14 protein-coding genes and 2 pseudogenes are annotated in these 17,919 nt (G+C 70.3%); 4 read left to right on the forward strand and 12 right to left on the reverse strand.

Features of this window, described 5'->3' with window-relative positions; genetic code table 11:
- Position 1 precedes the first annotated feature (1 nt).
- The 7 genes and pseudogenes from HD601_RS27890 to HD601_RS27915 all read right to left on the reverse strand — a co-directional run bounded on the left by HD601_RS27890 (position 2) and on the right by HD601_RS27915 (position 5,894).
- Positions 2 to 424: a DoxX family protein gene (locus HD601_RS27890; RefSeq protein ID WP_184827485.1), complete on the reverse strand. Its 423-nt coding sequence runs from the start codon at positions 422 to 424 to the stop codon at positions 2 to 4.
- A 103-nt stretch (positions 425 to 527) separates the two neighbouring features.
- Entirely contained in the window at positions 528 to 1,370 is an 843-nt protein-coding gene (locus HD601_RS27895; RefSeq protein ID WP_184827487.1) for an ABC transporter permease, read from the reverse strand.
- Positions 1,367 to 2,332: an ATP-binding cassette domain-containing protein gene (locus HD601_RS27900; protein ID WP_184827490.1), complete on the reverse strand. Its 966-nt coding sequence runs from the start codon at positions 2,330 to 2,332 to the stop codon at positions 1,367 to 1,369. The genes HD601_RS27895 and HD601_RS27900 overlap by 4 nt, the downstream gene beginning before the upstream one ends.
- Before the next feature lie 102 nt (positions 2,333 to 2,434).
- Positions 2,435 to 3,028, reverse strand: coding sequence for a PadR family transcriptional regulator (locus tag HD601_RS27905; RefSeq protein WP_184827492.1), 594 nt, complete (start codon positions 3,026 to 3,028; stop codon positions 2,435 to 2,437).
- 341 nt (positions 3,029 to 3,369) lie between these two features.
- Positions 3,370 to 3,855 carry a TrmO family methyltransferase domain-containing protein gene (locus tag HD601_RS36080; RefSeq protein ID WP_184830234.1) on the reverse strand — a complete coding sequence of 162 codons (486 nt, stop codon included), beginning with the start codon at positions 3,853 to 3,855 and terminating at the stop codon, positions 3,370 to 3,372.
- A gap of 210 nt (positions 3,856 to 4,065) precedes the next feature.
- Positions 4,066 to 4,524 (reverse strand): annotated as a pseudogene (locus HD601_RS36345) (NsdA family TPR-like regulatory protein); the annotation flags it as partial.
- Between the two features lie 641 nt (positions 4,525 to 5,165).
- Positions 5,166 to 5,894 carry a DinB family protein gene (locus HD601_RS27915; protein WP_425503493.1) on the reverse strand — a complete coding sequence of 243 codons (729 nt, stop codon included), beginning with the start codon at positions 5,892 to 5,894 and terminating at the stop codon, positions 5,166 to 5,168.
- Positions 5,895 to 5,939: 45 nt separating this feature from the next.
- Here HD601_RS27915 and HD601_RS36085 point away from each other — a divergent pair.
- A pseudogene (locus tag HD601_RS36085) lies at positions 5,940 to 6,045 on the forward strand (IS21-like element helper ATPase IstB); the annotation flags it as partial.
- Positions 6,046 to 6,463: 418 nt separating this feature from the next.
- On the opposite strand, the gene HD601_RS27920 reads toward HD601_RS36085, so the two are convergent.
- On the reverse strand, positions 6,464 to 7,957 hold the full coding sequence (locus HD601_RS27920) for a mannitol dehydrogenase family protein (RefSeq protein WP_184827494.1): 1,494 nt from the start codon (positions 7,955 to 7,957) through the stop codon (positions 6,464 to 6,466).
- Entirely contained in the window at positions 7,954 to 8,943 is a 990-nt protein-coding gene (locus tag HD601_RS27925) for a substrate-binding domain-containing protein (RefSeq protein ID WP_184827496.1), read from the reverse strand. The genes HD601_RS27920 and HD601_RS27925 overlap by 4 nt, the downstream gene beginning before the upstream one ends.
- A 153-nt stretch (positions 8,944 to 9,096) precedes the next feature.
- On the opposite strand from HD601_RS27925, the gene uxaC reads away from it, so the two are divergent.
- Genes uxaC through HD601_RS27940 form a run of 3 tightly spaced genes read left to right on the forward strand, consistent with a single transcriptional unit; the run spans position 9,097 to position 13,681 of the window.
- Positions 9,097 to 10,515 carry a glucuronate isomerase gene (gene uxaC, locus HD601_RS27930; RefSeq protein WP_184827498.1) on the forward strand — a complete coding sequence of 473 codons (1,419 nt, stop codon included), beginning with the start codon at positions 9,097 to 9,099 and terminating at the stop codon, positions 10,513 to 10,515.
- Positions 10,512 to 11,672: a mannonate dehydratase gene (locus tag HD601_RS27935; protein ID WP_184827501.1), complete on the forward strand. Its 1,161-nt coding sequence runs from the start codon at positions 10,512 to 10,514 to the stop codon at positions 11,670 to 11,672. The genes uxaC and HD601_RS27935 overlap by 4 nt, the downstream gene beginning before the upstream one ends.
- On the forward strand, positions 11,669 to 13,681 hold the full coding sequence (locus HD601_RS27940; RefSeq protein WP_221441372.1) for a hypothetical protein: 2,013 nt from the start codon (positions 11,669 to 11,671) through the stop codon (positions 13,679 to 13,681). Before HD601_RS27935 ends, HD601_RS27940 begins: the two co-directional genes overlap by 4 nt.
- A gap of 21 nt (positions 13,682 to 13,702) precedes the next feature.
- On the opposite strand, the gene HD601_RS27945 is transcribed toward HD601_RS27940, so the two are convergent.
- Genes HD601_RS27945 through HD601_RS27955 form a run of 3 tightly spaced genes read right to left on the reverse strand, consistent with a single transcriptional unit; the run spans position 13,703 to position 17,789 of the window.
- Positions 13,703 to 14,797, reverse strand: coding sequence for a mandelate racemase/muconate lactonizing enzyme family protein (locus HD601_RS27945; protein ID WP_184827503.1), 1,095 nt, complete (start codon positions 14,795 to 14,797; stop codon positions 13,703 to 13,705).
- Positions 14,794 to 15,576 (reverse strand): alpha/beta fold hydrolase, encoded by a 783-nt coding sequence (locus HD601_RS27950; RefSeq protein ID WP_184827505.1) that lies wholly within the window; start codon positions 15,574 to 15,576, stop codon positions 14,794 to 14,796. The genes HD601_RS27945 and HD601_RS27950 overlap by 4 nt, the downstream gene beginning before the upstream one ends.
- A 47-nt stretch (positions 15,577 to 15,623) precedes the next feature.
- Entirely contained in the window at positions 15,624 to 17,789 is a 2,166-nt protein-coding gene (locus HD601_RS27955) for a beta-galactosidase (RefSeq protein ID WP_221441373.1), read from the reverse strand.
- Positions 17,790 to 17,919 lie beyond the last annotated feature (130 nt).

Raw genomic sequence — 17,919 nt, forward strand, 5'->3', positions numbered from 1 at the left:
CTCAGCGCCTGAGCAGCGTGCCGACGACGGCCTTGGTGCGCGACCACCGCGCCCTTGCGATCACGGCCGCCACGACGAGACAGGCGAGCGGCAGCCAAGGGCTCTGCTCGAGCACGAACTGATCGGTGATGACAGCACCGGTCAGCAATGCCGCCAACCCGAGACTGGCCAGGCCCGCCAGAGCCGGGATCAGAAGTCCAACCCCTCCCGCGACCTCCAGCGCTCCGACCAGGTACCGGAGCCACTGGCCAGCCCCGATGTCGGCGAACATGTCCACCATGACCGGGTCGCCGGCGAGCTTCGAGATTCCGCCGCCGGCGATTATCGTCGCCAGGACGACTTGCAGAATCCAGACGCCGATGCTGCTCGCCCGCCCGGGCGTGTGCGCAACGGTTTCCGAGTTGTTCTTGGGGATGGTGCTCATGCGTCTCTCTTTGTCGTGTCCGGGCCTGGTACCGGTGATGGCGTTGGCCGAGTGGGCCGGGTTGTCGGAGTTGATGTCGACCAAGTGCTCGCGGGAGCGGCATCTACTTCTTGTTGCGGTAGAGGACCATGGTGATGGGACCGAAGACCGCGACGAGAAGTACGGACGAGACGAGCACCCAGCCGATTTCCCCGGCGGGCACCGAGCCGTCCATCAGGCCGCGTACCACGGTCGCCAGGTGGGTGATCGGGTTGACCTCGACGACCGCCTGAAGCCATCCGGGCATCGTCTTCGGGTCCACGAAGATGTTGCTCACGAACGTCAGTGGGAACATCACCATCATGCTGACTCCCGCCACCGAGTTCGGCGTGCGCAGGATCAGGCTGAGCATCGTCCACAGCCACGACAGGCAGAACGAGAACACCAGCAGCAGCGCGACCGACAGCACCACGCCGACGGCGCCACCCTCCGGCCGGAACCCTAGGACCAGGCCGAGCGTGATGACGATCGCCGACCCGATCGAGTAGCGCACCAGATCGCCGAGCAGGGCGCCGACCAGCGGGGACGGTCGCCACACCGGGAGCGACCTGAACCTGTCGAAAACGCCTTTCTGGATGTCGGTGTTCAGCGTTATGCCGGTGTTCATGGTGATCATGACGTTCGCCTGCACCAGGATGCCGGGCAGCAGGAACTGCAGGTATTCCTGTGTCGACCCGGCGAGCGCGCCGCCGAACAGGTAGGTGAACATCAGCGTGAACATGATCGGGAACATGGTCACGTCGACGAGTTGCTCGGGCACGTGCTTGATCTTCAGGAGGGCGCGCCAGCCGAATGTCAACGAGGTGCTCACCGGACCGGGTCGGGGCGGGCGCTCGCCGGCCAGCACACTGCGCAGCGCGTCCTCGGTGACTGGCGGCGACGCCTGCTCCGCGGACGTGGCATTCATGCGGCATCCTCCTTGGGTGTCTCCTCGGCGGCGTGTCCGGTCAGGGCGAGGAACACCTCGTCCAGGCTCGGCTGACCGAGCGCGAACTCGGTGACGTCGATGCCGCCGCGGGATAGCTCGGCCAGGGCGCGGGCGACCCGCTCGGGGTCGGAGATCCGCGCGGACAGCGCGACCGGGTCGGCGGACGGCTCGGCCGGCACGTCGAGAGCGGCGGCGAGGACCCGCTCGGCCTCGGCCCGCTGCTCGGGACTACGGAGGCGTACGTGCAGCGAGCCGGCGCCGACCGATGCCTTGAGCTGGCCGCTAGAGCCCTCGGCGATGACCTTCCCGTGGTCGATCACCGCGATGCGGTCGGCCAGCTGGTCGGCCTCGTCGAGGTACTGCGTGGTCAGCAACACGGTGGCGCCCTCGGCGACCATGCCCCTGACGATCTCCCAGACCTGGTTCCTGCTGCGCGGGTCGAGCCCGGTCGTGGGCTCGTCGAGGAAGATCAGTTCGGGGGTGACGACCAGGCTCGCCGCGATGTCGATGCGCCGGCGCATCCCGCCGGAGTACTTCTTCACCTGCCGGTCGGCCGCGTCGGCAAGACCGAACGCGTCGAGCAGGTCGGTCGCCCGCTCCCTGCCTCGGCGGCGCGAGTAGCCGAGCAGCCTGGCGAGCAGCAATAGGTTCTCCGCCCCGGTGAGGTCCTCGTCGACCGACGCGAACTGCCCGGTAAGGCTCACCCGGGTCCGTACCGAACGCGCATCACGCACGACGTCGTAGCCGAGCACTTGCGCCTCTCCGGTGTCGGGGCGCAGGAGCGTGGCGAGCATGCGGATCGTGGTGGTCTTGCCCGCCCCGTTCGGGCCGAGCACGCCGTACACGCCCCCGGCGCTCACGGCCAGGTCCACGCCGGCGACCGCGTGGGTCTTGCCGAAGCTCTTCTTCAACCCTCTCGTCTCGATCGCGAACTTTCCCATGGCTTCGATTCCTTCTCTCGGTGTTGCGAACGGATTGATTGAACTAGTCAAGTTTGACTACTTGGCCAAAGTACGCGAGGGGGAACAACTAGTCAAGGTTGATTAGAAGCGCATCTTGAGGGGATCGGGGACCGTTCGCCACGAACCCGGATCATCGGCCATGGTGTAGGCGCCCTCAGACAGTCGTTTGCTCAGGCTCTTCGCCCACTCCAGTTCGGTGCGTGCGTGTCCCGCCCACAGTTCGGCCTGATCGCGGACGTGTTCGGGAATGTCGGGGTTCGGGTTCTCCCGCCACTTGGCCTGCTCTACGAGCTCCGCTTCCAGGCGCGCGACCCGCTCGTTAACGTGCGCGATGGCATCTGTCCTGGTCAGCATGGGCAACATGGCGATGGACGCGTCGAGCATGGTGGGGTCATGGGTGCGCCGCAGACCGTCGCGGACCAGTTCGACTATCTCGTCACGTCCCCGAGCTGTCGCGCGGTACAAAACGCGCTCCGGCCCGGAATTGCCCGGCTCGGCGTGTTCGGTGAGGAGGCCATCAGCCGCCGCCTTCTTCAGCGCGTGATAAATCGAGCCGGGCTTGATCTTGGCCCAAATCTCCGCACCCCAGCTCTGCAGTTCGGACCGCACCTGGTAGCCATGCGCGCCGCCGGAGAGGTGCACGATACCGAGTACCAGGAGCTTCGTCGCCGACATACGCCCACCTCCGCTCAACCTGCTCGGACTCGCTCCGCTTGCGCGCCCGCCAGGGTGGTGTCAACTCCCACCAACACTAGGGTGCTCTCCTGGTCCGGGTGGTGTCAGCACTGACCTACAAACGGTGCTGGTGGAGACCTCCAAAGCCACGATGACCGTCGGCGGACCTTGATGAGGGCCTGCGGTGACCTCGATCTGTTCACAGCACCCAGCGCCCACGACAGTCACTCCCAAGACCAGCCGCGGACGCCGACCACCGTCAACGAGAGGTAGCGGCGGCGCAAGAGGCGGCCGGTCCGCCCGATCGTCCTGGCAACGGCTGGCGCGGCGAGCAGCAGTGCTCAGCGCTCTCCCGGCATCGCGTAATAGTCGGCCAGCATGGTCGACGGCCACGTCGGCTCGCGCACGTCACCGCGCGGTCCCATGACCGCAAACCAGGGCTTGACGTCCAGGACCGGCGTCCCGTCGACGGCGTCCAGATCCTCCACGTGCAGGTCGAGGCCGTCGATGTAGATGAGCCGGCAGCGCGAGACGCCGAGCCAGTTCAACCGCCGCATGTTGCGGTGCCCGAAGATGCCGACCTCGGGCCAGTCCGGGTTGTCCCGGGGCCGGCGCGCACCCGTGTTCAGATCCGCGGGGTCGGTCAGGTGGAAGCGGAAGACGACCTCGAGGTGCGAGAAGTCGTCAAGCCCCTTCACCGCGTCAGGGGTGAAGCGCTCCCCGTCGACGCGGATGATCGATCGCGTGCCGCCCCAGTAGTCATCGGTCGGCTCCGCCCGGCCACCAACAACGTGCGCTACCGGCACGACCTCATACGACTCCGCCATCGACACCCTCCCCGAGTCACAGAAACGGAGCGCCGAGCTCGCTGGCGCCTGGCGATCAGTGAGCCGCCGAGGCAACCGTATCGAGGTACGCCGTCGCTCGAGCATCCAGCTCGAGCGCGGCCGGCAGGCGGTCGCGCCGGAACGGAGCCAGCGACGTCCGCATGTCGAGGACGACCTGCGAGTCCGACCAGAACTCACGCCGCGCATGGCGTCTAGCGCCGTGGACCAAGTGCCACATGCCGCGACGACCTCACCTCGACGCAGCTGTACCGAACCCAGGTAGCCGAGTGTGACGGCGTGAGTGCGGGTGAAAGTGCTGGCCTTCCGGGTCTGCACGCTGCGGGCGAACTGCCTCTCGGCGCCGCCCAAATCACCGAGGTCGCGCAGCGTGCAGGCGGTCTCGTGGGCCAGGCTCGCCTCGCCGAAGAAGAACACACGCGCCGGCTCCTCGTCACCGGGCCTGGCGGCAGCCAGATCGTCCTCGGTTCGGTTCAGCGCGGCGGCGGCCTCGGCGTCCCGCCCGGCACTCGCGAGGGCCCTGGCGTGCACGACTCCGAGAAGCGCACGCTCCCGAGGTGCCGCCAGGTTGTAGCGGTCGCCGTCGACGGATGCGTCCGCCAGCTCGAGCGCCCGACCAGGTTGACCGAGGCCGACCGACTGGTGCGCCATCGCGCGCAGGCCGTCCAGACCCTACCTTCGGGCGAGGTCTTCCTGGCGCAGAGGATCGGCCACGACACCGCAAGGACCCGGTACGCCGTCCAGAGACCAGCATCGGCACGGATGAGCCTGGCACCCACGCCGATTCGCTGCGCGGCACCGATCAGGGCGGACACGGGCGCCGCCACGCCCTCGCGGGTCAGCCACCGCACGAAGGCCGTCAGTTGCGAGGCTCCAGGCCAGGGCCACCACTTGTACAGCGCGACCTTGCTCGATCCCGCTTCCTTGGCGACGCGATCGAATGTCACCTGCCGCGGCGAGCACGTCCACGCGGACCTCCGCGGCCTGTTGGCCAGCCCAGGGCTGCGCTGCGAGTAGGCCACCACGGGTTCCTTACTTAGCCGTGCTCTTCAAACGGTAGGCAGTCAATGAGGTGATCTCAGCACGATCGGCTTGATGTAAACGGTTCTGCTTGTGTCCGTGGGGATGGCAGGCCTCATCGGCGTGATTCGGCCCCGCCTGGAGGCTTGACAGGAGCGCTACCCGGTCCACCTCAGGGCGTCGTCGAGCGCCACCGCGAGCTGAACACGGCCATCGCCGCCGATCGCGCACCGATGGACCCGCATCCGCAGGATGCTGAGTCCGTTGCCGCCCTACTCAGCGTCCTGTGCCTCGATCAGGTCGAGGTCGCGGACGCAGAAGCCGTGGTGCTCGAAGGTCTCGTTGAGCACCGTGCCGAGGCACTGCCGCACCGAGCGACCCCGGGCGTACGGCGGCCAGACATCGTCGTCGGGCACCGGCGCTCGCGCTGCGAGCTGCGGAGCGCTGACCATGTCGAGCCAGGCCTCGAGCTCGGCGGCCTGTGCTTCACGCACACTCACGATCTCGTCGAGCGCCGGATCGAGCGAGAGGTCAAGCCCGTGCGCTCCACGGTAGGGCTCGACGGTCGTCCCGATGCCCATCGGCGTGAACAGCTCCGACGAGCCCAGGCAGCAGCGGCGGAACCACGAGTCGTGGACGAAGACCAGGTGGCGCATCGTCTGCACCGCCGACCACTCGTCGTTCACGCTGCGGCGCTCGATGCCGGGCGTACGGCGGATTCGCTCGATCGTGGCGGCCCAGCCGGCATGGAGCTGACGCGTTGCCTCGCGCAGATCGGCAGGGTCCTCGGAGCGGATCAGCACCCGCACCGGATGGCGCCGGTCCAGCTCTGCCTCGACGTACTCGGTGACCTCGACACCGTTCACCACGAGGTTGGTGATGAGCCCGTCGATCACGGCATCCTGCATGACGACGCCGATCAGGCGTGCCTCGGTCAGATCGCACTCGCGGAACTCCGCACCGTGCAGATCCTCGTCGACATACCGCGTCATGCTCCCCATGCTAGGTCCGAGCACTGACAAGCCAGCCTCCCGGCTTGATTTGGCCTCTTCCAGGTCCTGACCGAGCGCGAAACGCGACAGCGTCGCGATCGCCTCCAACGAGTCCTTCTTCAGATGGACCACGACATTCACCGATCCGCCCTTGTGCGCGGGCCATCGTCGACGGCGGCCGGACGTGCCAGTGCTTCCAGCACTGCTCGAGTATGCGCGGGTCATGTGCCCAGGCTGAGTACCGCCCGCGGAGGGAAGATGGACAAGTCCTTCCTCGGACACTCTTCTGGAAACATCCTCCGCGCTTGGTCAGGTACTCCCCTGACCAGACTCGGTGTGCCTTCGGCTCGGCGAGTGTCTGGGGCCTGGATCTCACTCGGAGCACCGACGCTTCCCCTTCCCCGGCCAACGATCCGGGGGGCCCGGGGCGGCGGCTGCTCCGCACTCTGTACACCCGTCCGGGTCGCGCTCTCGTCGGTCTGTTCCTGTTCCTGTTCGTGGTCGTGGCCAGCGCCTTCGGGGCGATCACGGAGCGGCGATGCTCGTTGTTGGAGATCTTTCCTGGCAGCGGGCCGGCTCTAGCGAGCCGCGAGGCCGTCCACCTCGGCGAGGATGGCGTCGACCAGGCGCTCGTCGGTTCCCGCGGCGTCCGGCAGCAGGCCGGGCAGCGCGACGAGTGCACAGGCGACGTCGGGTGGCGCTGCCTGTGCGGGGTCGCCGGCGCCGGCCGCGGCGACGATCGCACGCAGCTCGCCGGCTCGGGGGTCGTCGACCGAGCGGCCGCCGGCCGCCTCGCGCCGCACGAGTTCCGACCAGGCGGCGAGCGCGAATGCGGCTCCGTGCGGAACGACGCCCACGGCCAGCCGATCCGCGATCGTGCCACCCCAGCGGATCGGGATCTTCTGCGTGGAGTCCGACGACACCTGCACCGTCGTGTGCCCGGTCGCCGGATTCGCGAAGCGTTCGAGCACGGACTCGCCGTAGGCGGTGAGGTCGGCACCGTCGGGCGGCGTCAGCGTCGGCAGGGCGTCCTCGAACAGCAACCGGCGGGCACGCGCGGCGATGGCCGCGTCACCCACCGTCTGGGCGATGGTCTCGTGCCCCGCGAGCCGGCCGGCACATGCGAGCAGCGAGTGCGTCCCGTTGAGCAGCCGCAGCTTCGCTCGTTCCCAGGGCGCGACGTCGGCGGTGAGCGTGGCGCCGGCCATCTCCCAGGCCGGCCGCGGACCCGCGAACCGGTCCTCGATGACCCACTGCCGGAACGGCTCGGCGACCACGAGTCCTTCGTCACGGACCCCGAGCTCGCGCTCGACGGCGTCGCGCTGGGCCGCCGTCGTGGCTGGGACGATGCGATCGACCATGGAGCAGGGGACGGCGACGTCGGCAGCCAGCCAGTGCAGGAGCTCGCTGGCCGCGGCGGCAGGCAGCGCGGCCTCGACCGCGGAGCGCAGGAGGCGCTCGAGAACGTGCCCGTTGTCAAGCATGTTGTCGCAGCTCAGCACTGTGATCGGGCGTCGGTCCCGGGCAGCGGCGGCCGCCCGGCGGCGCGCGGCCAGCCCGCGCACGAGCAGTCCGATGGCACTCGTCGAGGCCGCGCCCGTACCGTCCCCGGCCTCCTCGGCCGCGAGCGTCGCGAGGTCGGCGCCGACGCAGTCGACGTCGAGGTCGCCGCCGACGGCGCGGCAGTAGCCCTTCTCCGTCACCGTCAGGGTTACGACGTGCGTCGTCGGCGCCGCGATCGCGGCGAGCACACGAGCCGTCTCTTCAGCCGGCCACGCGACGTCGACCACCGAACCCACCAGGTCGAGGGACGACGCTCTCGTCCCGGCCGTGACGACGGAGTACACCCCGCCCTGCGGCCGGAGCTGGTCGCGCACCGACGCCGACCGCTGGGTGACGCCGAGAATGCCCCAGCCCCGCTCCCCTGTGGCCCGCGCCGCCAGCTCGGTGAAGACCGCCTGGTGCGCGCGATGGAACGCGCCGATGCCGAGGTGGACGATGCCGACCTGGTCGGGCGTCACTGGCTGGTCGAGCCCGGCGGGGACGGCGGCCCGGTGCAGCCGGGCGGTCACGGCAGGTTGGTCGCCGGTGGCGCCGTCGTGGAGCGGACGACGAGCTCGACGGCGAGCCGCGGGACGGGGTCGGGCGCCGTCGCCCCCGCGGCCGCCACGGCCACCAGGTGGTCGACGGCACGCCGTCCGATGGCGCGCAGGTCCGCGCGTAGCGTGGTCAGGGCCGGCGTCACGAGCGAGGCGACGTAGGAGTCGTCGCAGCCGACGACGGACAGGTCGCGCGGGACCTCGAGCCCGCGGGCGCGCAGCCGGCCGATGAGCCCGATGGCGATGAGGTCGTTGAAGGTGACGACGGCGGTGGCTCCGGACGCGACGACGAGGTCGGCCGCCGCCTCGCCGCCGGGCACCTGCGCCGCGAACGGGCCGAAGGTCACGGCCTCGACGTCGTCGAAGTGCTCGGCGGCTCGCTGCAGGCCCTGACGGCGCTGCCCGTCGGACCAGGACCGCTCCGGTCCCGCGGCGTAGGCGATGCGCCGGTGCCCGAGCGCGCGCAAGTGTTCGACGGCGCGCAGCATGCCGCCGGCGTGGTCGGCGACCACGGAAGGCACGCCGTCCGCTTGGTGGTTCACCAGCACCACGGCCTCGCCCGCGACCTCCAGTGCGCGGCCGACTGCGCGTGGCGAGCACAGCAGCACGCCGTCGGTCTGCGGCACGAGCCCTGCGACGGCGTCGATCTCGAGGTCGGGGTCCTCGTCGGTGTCGACCACGAACAGCCCGAGTCCGCGCTCGCGGGCTCGGGTCTGCGCCCCCTTGGCCACCGCCGCGAAGTAGGGGTTCGCGAGGTCGGGGACGACGAGTCCGAGCGCGCCCGTGCGCCCGGCCCGCAGCACGCTCGCGGCGCGGTTCACCGTGTAGCCGAGCCGGCGGGCGACCTGCGTCACGCGGTCGCGGGTGCCCGGCGCCACCCGCTCGGGCGTTGCCAGCGTGCGCGAGACGGTGGAGATGGACACTCCGGCCTCGCGGGCGACGTCATGCACCGTGACCACGCAAGACCTCCCATTCCCGCCTCGTTTTGCGAACGTTATCACGCCAGGACGGAGCGCGTTGTCGCCCATTCGAGCTGCAGTCCGGTGTTTGCTCACGCCGACAACTGTGCCAAGATGATGCAAACGTTGTCATCGTATCGATGCGGAGGTTGCGTGAGCGAGCCCTGGGCCCTGCACCCCGACCGGGCCCTGCCCGCCGACCCTGCGACTCGGCCCGTGGCGCGGGAGATCTACGCCGCCACGAGGGACCTGCCGCTGGTGTCCATGCACGGGCATGTCGACGTGACGGTGTTCTCCCGCGACGAGCCGTTCGGCGACCCGGCCCAGCTCCTCGTGGTCCCCGATCACTACGTGACGCGCATGCTGGTCTCCCAGGGCGAGACCCTGCAGCGACTCGGCCTCGGCGACATGGCCGAGACCGACCCCCGCGCGATCTGGCGCCGGTTCTGCGCCGGCTGGAAGCACTTCCGCGGGACGCCCACCCGGTTCTGGCTGGAGCACGAGCTGGTCCAGATCCTGGGCGTCACCCAGCGCCCGTCCGCCGAGACGGCCGACGCGATCTACGACCAGATCGCGGCCCGGCTCGCCGAGCCCGCGTTTCGCCCCCGGGCGCTGCTCGACCGGTTCGGCATCGAAGTCATCGCGACCACCGACCCGGCGTGGGCACCGCTCGACGAGCACGCCGCCCTCGCCGCGGACGGGTACGGCGACCGCGTGCTGCCCACGTTCCGCCCCGACCCGCTGCTGCGCCTCGACCGGCCGGGCTGGCGCGACGACGTCGCCCGGCTCGCGGGCGCCTCCGGCGTCGAGGTCACCTCGTACACCACCTACCTCGAGGCGCTGCGCACGCAGCGGGCGAGGTTCGCCGCGGCCGGCGCTCGCGCCACGGACCACGGCCACCCGTTCGCCGACACCACGCCGCTGGAGGACGTCGAGGCGCGACGCGTCTTCGACGCCGCGCTCGCCGGCACCGTCACGGCGGCCGAAGCCCGGGCGTTCGGCGGGCACATGGTGTTCCAGATGGCGGCGATGTCCGCCGAGGACGGCCTCGTCCTGCAACTGCACCACGGGGTGGTGCGCGACCACGCGAACGGCCCGTACAACGCGTTCGGCCCCGACCTCGGTTACGACATCCCCGTCGTCGCCGAGTTCACCCACGCCCTGCGCCCCTTGCTGGGCGCCTTCGGACACCACCCGGGCTTCCGGATGATCGTCTTCACCGTCGACGAAGACGTGTACTCGCGCGAGCTCGCACCGCTCGCCGGGGTATACCCAAGTCTCAAGCTCGGCGCGCCGTGGTGGTTCCTCGACGCCCCGGACGCGATGCGGCGGTTCCGCGAGGCCACGACCGAGACGGCGGGCTTCTCCAACCTGGCCGGATTCGTCGACGACACGCGAGGGTTCTGCTCCATACCGGCTCGCCACGATCTGGCCCGCCGTGTCGACGCCGGGTACCTCGCCCGGCTCGTCGCCGAGCACCGCCTGGAGCTCGACGAGGCCGTCGAGATAGCGGTCGACCTCGCGTACCGGCACGCACTGGCTGCCTACGAACGAGCAGGAGTCGCGCAGTGAAGATGGGCTTCCGCTGGTTCGGCGAGGGCAACGACACCGTCACGCTGGACCAGATCCGCCAGATCCCCGGGGTCGAGACCATCGTGTGGAGCCTGCACCACAAGCAGGCCGGCGAGGTCTGGGAGCAGGCCGAGATCGACGCGGAGATCGCGCGGATCACCGACCTGTCCGACGAGGCCCGCGCGCTGGGCGTGACCCGCACGCTGGCCGCCGACGTCGTCGAGTCGGTCAACGTGCACGAGTCCATCAAGCTCGGCCGGACGGTGCTGGGGCGCAGCCGCGACGAGGCGATCGACGCCTACATCACGACCCTCCGGCGGCTGGGCCGCGCGGGCGTGAAGGTTGTCTGCTACAACTTCATGCCGGTCTTCGACTGGTTGCGCACCGATCTGTGGCGACCGCTGCCCGATGGCTCGACCGCCCTCTTCTTCGAGCGCGCCGTCGTCGACCGGATGACGCCCGAGAGCCTCATCGCGGACATGGCGGCCGGTTCCCAGGGACTCACCCTGCCGGGCTGGGAACCGGAGCGGCTCGCCGGTTTCGCTGAACTGACTGCCGCCTATGAGGGTGTCACCCGCGACGACATGTACGCGAACTACCGGCACTTCCTCCAGGCGGTGATCCCCGCATGCGAGGAGTACGACGTCAAGCTGGGCGTCCACCCCGACGACCCGCCGTTCGACGTCTTCGGCTGGCCGCGGGTCGTGTCGACGAAGGCCGACCTCGCCCGCGTCCTCGACCTCCACCCGAGCCCCCACCACGGGCTGACACTGTGCCTGGGGAGTTTCTCCGCCAACCCGGACCAGGACGGCGTCGACGCGGTGCGCACGTTCATGGACCGCATCCACTTCACGCACGTGCGCAACATCAAGCACCTCGGCGGCGGCGACTTCGTCGAGGTCGCACACCGGGCAGGCGAAGGCCACGTCGACACGACCGGGATCATGAAGGCCTACGCCGAGGCCGGCTTCCAGGGGTACGTCCGGCCCGACCACGGGCGTCACCTGTGGGACGAGAACACCACGAACCGGCCGCGGCCGGGCTACGGGCTGTACGACCGCGCCCTCGGCGTCCAGTACCTCCTCGGCGCCTGGGACGCGTTCCGCTATGCCACCCCAGCCGAGGGCCACGACCTGCAGGAAGGGACCGAGCAGTGACCTCCGACATCGTCGACGGCGGCCCGGACGGCAGCGCCGCGGTGCCGCACCCCGCCTGGCTCCCCACGGCCGCGTTCGCCCCGATCGGACGGCGCCGAGTCGCCGTCGTCCTCCCCGACGGCAACGACGACGCGGAAGTGGCGGCCACGGTGCGGCGCGAGGTCGCCGCCGCCACCAGTGCCCACGGCGGCTCCGTCGTCGGACCGGACGAGCACCCCGACCTCGTGCTCGTCCTGGAGCCGACGGCCACCGGTTCCGGGTTCCGGGTCGTCCGCGACGGCGACCGCCTCACGGTCTCGGCCGCGCGCCCGACGGCGCTGCTGCACGGCCTGTTCCACGTGGTCCGGCTCGGCGAGGCCGCGTTCGACGGCCCCGACGGCGACGAGCAGCACTCCCCCGTGTCGGGCCTGCGCATGCTGAACCACTGGGACAACGTCGCATCGCACCCCAGGCATGGGCAGGTGGAGCGCGGCTACTCCGGCGGGTCGATCTTCTACGCCGACGGCGCGGTGCGCACCGACCTGTCCCGCGTCGCCGCGTACGCCCGGCTGCTCGCCGCCATCGGCATCGACCAGGTCGCGATCAACAACGTCAACGTAGCCGCGCGCGAGGCCCGCCTGCTCACCGACGGCCTCGACGACGTCGCGCGGATCGCGGCCGTCCTCCGCCCGTACGGCATCCGCACCCACCTGTCGGTGAGCTTCGCCTCGCCCATCACGCTCGGCGGACTGACGACGTCGGACCCGCTCGACGCCGACGTGCGCACCTGGTGGCGCGACACCGCCGCACGGGTCTGGGGAGCCGTCGGCGACTTCGGCGGCTTCGTCGTCAAGGCCGACTCCGAGGGACAGCCCGGACCGTTCGCGTACGGGCGCGACCACGCCGACGGCGCCAACATGCTCGCCGAGGCGGTCGCCCCATACGGCGGCCTGATCCACTGGCGTGCGTTCGTCTACAACCACCGGCAGGACTGGCGCGACCGCTCGACCGACCGGGCCAGGGCCGCGTTCGACCACTTCGCACCGTTGGACGGGCACTTCGCCGAGAACGTGGTCGTGCAGGTCAAGCACGGCCCGATGGACTTCCAGGTGCGCGAGCCCGTCTCGCCCCTGCTCGCCGCGCTGCCGCGGACACGGGTGGCGCTCGAGCTGCAGGTGACGCAGGAGTACACCGGGCAGCAGCGGCACGCCGTCTACCTGGGGCCGGAGTGGAGCGAGATCCTGCGCTGGCAGGCCCGCGGCGACGGTACGCCGACGGTGGCCGAGGACGTCGCGCGTGCGGGCGGATTCACCGCCGTGTCGAACGTGGGCGACGACCCGTACTGGACGGGGCACCCGTTCGCGCAGGCCAACCTGTACGCCTTCGGCCGGCTCGCTTGGGACCCCACGCTGGACCCGTCGGACCTGCTGGACGAGTGGGTCACGCTGACGTTCCCGGGCGCGCCTGCTGCGCTGCGCGAGGCGATCCACGCCATTCTCGACGAGTCGTGGCTGACCTATGAGCAGTACACCACTCCCCTCGGGGTCGGGTTCATGGTGCGCCCCGGTCATCACTACGGGCCCGACGTCGACGGCTACGAGTACACCCCGTGGGGGACGTACCACTTCGCCGACCGCGACGGCGTCGGAGTCGACCGGAGCAGCGCCACCGGCACCGGTTACGCCGGCCAGTACCCCGAACCGTGGCGCGACGTCTACGAGTCGGCCGAGTCCTGCCCCGACGAGCTGCTGCTGTTCTTCCACCACGTGCCGTACACCCACGTGCTGCACAGCGGCACGACGGTGATCCAGCACATCTACGACACGCACTTCGCCGGCGTGGAGCGGGTGGAGCGCATGGTCGAGGCGTGGGAGTCCGTCGCCCACCTCACCGACGACGACCTCACCGCGCGGGTGCGCGAGCGACTCGCCGAGCAGCTGCGGTCGGCCGTCGAGTGGCGCGACCAGGTCAACACCTACTTCTGGCGCAAGTCCGGCATCGCCGACGCGCACGGCCGGGTCATCCACTGACCCGGCCGTGCGGCCGCGCGACTACAGCGTGCTGACACGCCGCGTGCCGGTCGCGAGGAAGTCCGGGTTGACGGTGACGCCCCACCCCGGGGCGTCACCGAGCACCACCTCACCGCCGACCACCTGCGGCATCGGGTCGTAGAGGTCGCGGACCCAGTCGTAGCTCTCGATGCCCCACTCCTGGTACTGGCTAACCGAGCCGAACGCCGTCGCGAGATGCAGGGTGAAGACCTGCAGCAGCGACTGGTTCGGGCAGTGCGGCGTGCACGGGATTCCGGCCGCCTCCGCGATCAGCACGGCTCGCCGCGCGCGTGCCATGCCGCCGATGTAGTTCACGTCGGGTTGCAGGATGTCGACGGCGCGCATGTTGACCATGCGCTGGATCTGCTCCAGCACCGCGTCCTGCTCGCCGCCGGCCACCGGGATATCGAGTGCGGCCGCGACCTTGGCCGAGTTCTCGATCTCCTGGTAGGGGCAGGGCTCCTCGAAGTGGTGGTAGTCGTACTCCTCGAGCAGCCGGCCGACCCTGATGGCCTTGGACACCGAGAAGGCGCCGTTGGCGTCGGCGTTGATCGCGACGTCCGGACCCAGCGTCTCGCGGATGAGCGGGACGAGCTTCTCGGTGCGTCCGGGCGCGGCGTCGGTGTCGCGTCCCATGACCTCGTGGAGCCGCACCTTGACGCACCTGAACCCGTAGGTCTCCACCAGTTCGGTGAGCCGTTCGGCCTCGGCCTCGGGCGTGATCCTCCGGCTCATGCTGGAGGCGTAGACGGGCACGCTGTCGCGGGCCTTGCCGCCGAGCAGGTTGTAGACGGGCTGACCCGTGACCTGACCGAGCAGGTCCCAGATCGCCGTGTCGATACCGCTCAGGGCGCGCAGCGCGAACGTGCTGGGGAACTTGTAGGTGTCGCGGACGAACCGCTGCGTGAGGACGTCGATGCTCCACGGGTCCGCGCCGAGGAAATGCGGCGCTACGAACTCGTGCAGCAGGTGCACGCTGAGGTCGGCGCGGTGCTGCGAGATCTGCCCGATCCCCTCGGCGCCGTCGTCGGTCCGAATCCGCACGACGGCCAGTTCCACGTCGCGCTGGAAGGTCTCGATCGACTCGATCCTCATGCCGCGTCCTCCGTCGACGTCGGTTCTGGCTCAGCCGCCACGAGGAAGTCGGAGACCACCTGGGCGAAGGCGCGCGGGGTGTCGACGGCGGGCAGGTGCCCCGCGTCGGGGATCACCTCGACCCGGCTCCCCAGCACCGCCGCCGCGATCGCCTCGGCGTCCGACAGCGGCGACCGGTCGTCACGGTCACCGACGACCACGAGGGCCGGGCAGCGGACGGCGTCCAGCGCGGCCCGCATGTCGGCGCGGTAGCACGCCTCGGCGACCTGCAGGTAGTCGTCCCTGCTGATGGCGGCGATCTGGCCGACGAGCTCGGCCTTTAGCCCGGGCTCCGGGTGACTCTTGAGTGTGCGGCCCAGGTACAGCTCGGCGAAGCCTGCCATGCCGGCCTCGGCGGTCTCGCGCACGGCTCGCTCGAGCCGGGTCGCGGCCTCGGCGTCGGGCAGGAAGGGGTAGGAGTCCGCGATCACGAGCCGGCTCACCTGTTGGGGCCGGGTGGCGGCGTAGTGGGCGGCCTGCATCCCGCCGAGCGACAGGCCGACCAACGTCACCGGGCCGTCGGCCGTGTCGGCGAGGATGCGCTCGAGATCGTCGCTCCACTCCTTGAGCCCCACCCCCGCCCCGACACCGCGGCCGCCGTGCCCCAGCGTCGTCGGGGTGTGGACGGTCGCGGCGGGATCGACGTGGGCCAGGGTCGGCGCCCACATCGCGCCGGAGAGTCCGAGGCTGTGGAGCAGGACGGTCGTGCCCGGCCATGGCAGCCGGTCGAGCTCGTGCATGTGCGTCACCTTTCGGAGGAACCGCAGGGTCGGGGCGCCTGTCGTGGTCACCCCGTGGGGATGACCACGACCTCGTGGTCGACGATCCGGGGCACGTCGAGCGCCAGCACGTCGCCGTCGGCCGAGACCTCGATCTCCCCGCCGCTGACGGCGAGTCGTGCGATGCGCGGCGCCGCGCCGCCGGGCGAGGCCCCGGCCGTCAGCTCGACGTGGATGGGCCCCACCGGGATGTACTCGTGCATCGGGGCGCGCCAGGTGCCGGAGCCGCTCAGATTGACCAGGTGCAGCACGTGGCTGCCGTCGCCGCGCACGTACAGGTGCGCGTCGATGGTCCCCACGCCGGAGATCGTCACGGGCTGACGGCCGTGAGCGGCCCAGCGCACGGCGTTGGCGAGCAGGACGGCGTGGTCGGGCTGGAAGCCGCGGCCGAAGCACCGGTCGACGTCGGCCGGGAAGTACGCCACCCGGCCACCGCTCTCGCGGACCAGCAGGCACGGGACGCCGGTGGCCGGGAACCGCTGCCACGACGTCTCCGGCGGCACAACGGGGAACGGTGCCACGAACGTCAGCAGCGCCTCGGCGTCGGTCGCCTCGACGCACTCGACGCGGCCGCCGAACGGGAGCTGGTTGGTGCGGACGAAGCCGTCGAGCACCGGATGCCTGGTCGTCGCCTCGTCGTCCCAACGCACCGGGATGTGCAGGTACGTGTGGGTGGGCGCCGCCTCCCAGCTCGTCACGGGATGGCGCATGGCGCCGAGGTGCGCGTGCTTCGCGCTCGCGCCGAAGACGTCGGCGAGGCCGAAGTCCTCGCGGCGCACGCCGTCCTCGTCGTACAGGCTGCTCTCGCCGGTGGCGACGAGTCCGCCGCCGGCCTGCACGAACCGGCGGATGGCGGCACAGTGGTCGTCCGAGAGCGCGCCGACCGACGCCAGCACGAGCACATCGATGCCGTCGAGCTGCGACTCGAGCCGGCTCACGTGGATCGGCACGTACCCGATGCCCGCCCGCACCAGGGCGTCCACGACCCCGAAGTGCGGCAGCTGGGTCCGCAGCTCCGGGTCGTCGCGGCCGTAGAAGTCGGTGTTGTCCTGCGACCAGACCAGGCCGACGTTCGCCACCGGCCGGCGGTCGGTGAGGAGGTCCTCGTGGTCACGGTGCCAGGTGAAGGTCGGCGCCGCGATGTCGTACTGGCGGTGGTCCTCGCTGTGCGCGCCGATGTGGTGCCACCAGGGGTGCAGGCCGCCGGCGATCCCCTCGACCATCCACATCCGCGCCTCGGGCTCGGCCTGGGCGCTCGTCCGGAACGGCGGCTTCTGGAAGTTGTACATGGCCGTGTTCTCGGCGGCGACGTGCCGCCAGCCCTGGAGCCCGCGGATCAGCTTGCCGCCGTGCGCGTTCTCCTGGAAGCCGAGGTGCTGGCGGTACTGGTGGTCGAGCAGGATGTACGGGGTGCGGTCGCTGATCCGCTTCAGGTCCCGGAACCGCCGCGACTGGTGCTCCACGTGCGGGCTGTTCATGCCCATCCACAGGCAGTCCGGCCCGCCCACGGACCTGGTGACCTCGTTGAACCGGTCCCAGATCTCGATGCGCCGGTCGTAGTTCCAGCGGATCCAGCGCCGATAGACGGGGTCGTCCCAGTCGTGGTTCGCCGGCAGCGCCTCGCCCACGGCATCGCGGAACCCGGCGGCGCAGTTGCGGCAGTAGCAGATCCGCTCTCGGGGCAGGCCGCTCCAGTTGTTGTCCGCGAACCCGTCGGGCCGGTAGCGCTCGATGACCTCGGTGAGCACCTGCGGGATGTAGGTGTCGTAGTACGGGCTGTTGACGCACGAGTGGTACCGGCCGGTCGAGGTGTACGGGACGCCGTCCGCGTCGACGCAGAACCAGTCGGGGTGCTCGTCGTAGAAGCGCTGGTCCGCCCGGTTGCAGTCCATGCGGGCCACCACCGTCAGGCCGCGCTCGCGGGCCGCCTCGACGATCTCGCCGAACAGGTCGCGCCCACCCAGGTACTGCGCCCGATAGTGCAGCGGGAAGCGGCTGGGGTAGTAGGCCACGATGCCGCCGGCGTTGACGACGACGCCCTGCACCGCCGTCTTCTCCCACTGCGCGATCCACAGGTCGTGGTCGTAACGGTCCGGATCGATCTCGGTGAGGTTCGTCTGCCCCCACCTCAGGGTCCTCTCGTACCACGGTCCGTCGGAGTCGCTTATGGCCACAGAATCCCTCCAGGCTGACACGATATGCAGTTAATCCTGTCAGACAATATGAGAGGCGCCGAGAGGGGTCAACCGTCTTGCCAGGCCCTTACCTGCATGTCACTATGGCATGTCTGACAATCGTGCATGA

The sequence above is a fragment of the Jiangella mangrovi genome (genome assembly GCF_014204975.1).
GTDB lineage: Bacteria > Actinomycetota > Actinomycetes > Jiangellales > Jiangellaceae > Jiangella > Jiangella mangrovi.